This is a genomic window from Pseudonocardia sp. McavD-2-B (genome assembly GCF_024124365.1).
GTDB classification, from domain to species: Bacteria; Actinomycetota; Actinomycetes; order Mycobacteriales; family Pseudonocardiaceae; genus Pseudonocardia; species Pseudonocardia alni.
Genome location: NZ_JAMXSG010000527.1, coordinates 1 through 1347 on the forward strand (window position 1 = coordinate 1; position 1347 = coordinate 1347).

General features: G+C 75.1%; 2 protein-coding genes. Both read left to right on the top strand.

Translation table 11 applies throughout. From position 1 onward, the window contains the following. On the top strand, positions 1-602 hold a 602-nt coding region (locus NH602_RS30905), incomplete at its 5' end, for a class F sortase (RefSeq protein WP_256496189.1). Positions 603-619: 17 nt separating this feature from the next. Then, positions 620-1195 (top strand): hypothetical protein, encoded by a 576-nt coding sequence (locus NH602_RS30910; protein WP_253069699.1) that lies wholly within the window; start codon positions 620-622, stop codon positions 1193-1195. The last annotated feature ends 152 nt before the right edge of the window (positions 1196-1347 follow it).

Sequence of the window (1347 nt, forward strand, 5' to 3'; positions counted from 1 at the left end):
CCGGCGACGACGTGCTCGTCGGCCGGGAGGACGGCTCGACCGCACGGTTCGAGGTCTACCGGGTCGACGTCGTCGACAAGGGCGCGTTTCCCACCCAGGCCGTCTACGGCGACACCTCCGGGCCCGACCTCGCGGGCCCAGCGGTCGCGGTCGCGGCGCCGGCGTCGGTCGAGGTGCCGGCGATCGACGCCCGCTCGTCGCTGGTCGAGACCGACCTCAACGACGACGGCAGCGTCGAGGTCCCGCCGGTCGAGCAGCCGGAGCAGGCGAGTTGGTACCGGCAGAGCCCGAAACCGGGTCAGCCGGGGCCGGCGATCCTGCTCGGCCACGTCAACGGCGCCGGCAGGCCCGGGGTGTTCGCCGAGCTGGCCGCCGTCGAGGCCGGCGACGACGTGCTCGTCGGCCGGGAGGACGGCTCGACCGCACGGTTCGAGGTCTACCGGGTCGACGTCGTCGACAAGGGCGCGTTTCCCACCCAGGCCGTCTACGGCGACACCTCCGGGCCCGAGCTGCGGCTCGTGAGCTGCGGCGGCGAGTTCGTCGGCGGCGAGCTGGGCTACAGCGACAACGTCATCGCCTACGCCCGAGAGGTGATCGAGTAGGAGAGGGGGCCCGGTCGGTGCCGACGAAGCGACTCACCGACGCCGGCCGGGCCGCCATCCTCGCCGCGGTCCGCGACCCGGACGACCGCCGCAGCCGCGCCCAGCTCGCCCGCGACTTCGAGACGAGCCCGAGCACCATCCGCCGGCTCGTCGACGGCGCCGGCATCGTGAACCCCTGGGACACCTCCGGGACCCGCGCGGCGACCGTCGCGGCCCGGGACCACTTGAAATCGCGCCGCGCCGCGGTGTCGGCCCGGTTCCTCGACGAGGCCGAGTACCTGCTCGACAAGATCCGCCGGCCGGCGACGGTGTTCGCGTTCGGCGGGCGCGACAACGAGTACAACTCGCGCGAGCTGCCGGAGCCGCCGGCCGCGGACGTGCGCAACCTGATGACCAGCGCCGCCGTCGCGTTCGACAAGCACCTCGCGGCCGACAAGCACGACGCCGACGACCACGCCGCGGACGGCATCAGCATGGTCGGCAAGCTCGCCGAGGGGCTCGACGCGGCGTACCGCCGGCTCACGGCCGGCGAGCCGGGCGAACCGACCCCGGCCGACGAGCCGGACGACGCCGGAGGGGGCGAGCCCGCGTGATCCTGCTCCGCCTCGGCGTCGCGCTCGTCGGCGCCGCGCTGGCCCTGGCCCTCGACATGTCCGAGGGCGTGCCCGGCCGGAACGTGGGCGTCATCGTCGCCCTGGTCGCCGGCATCGTGCTCGCGCTCGTCGCGCCGGCCCCGCGCTGCCGG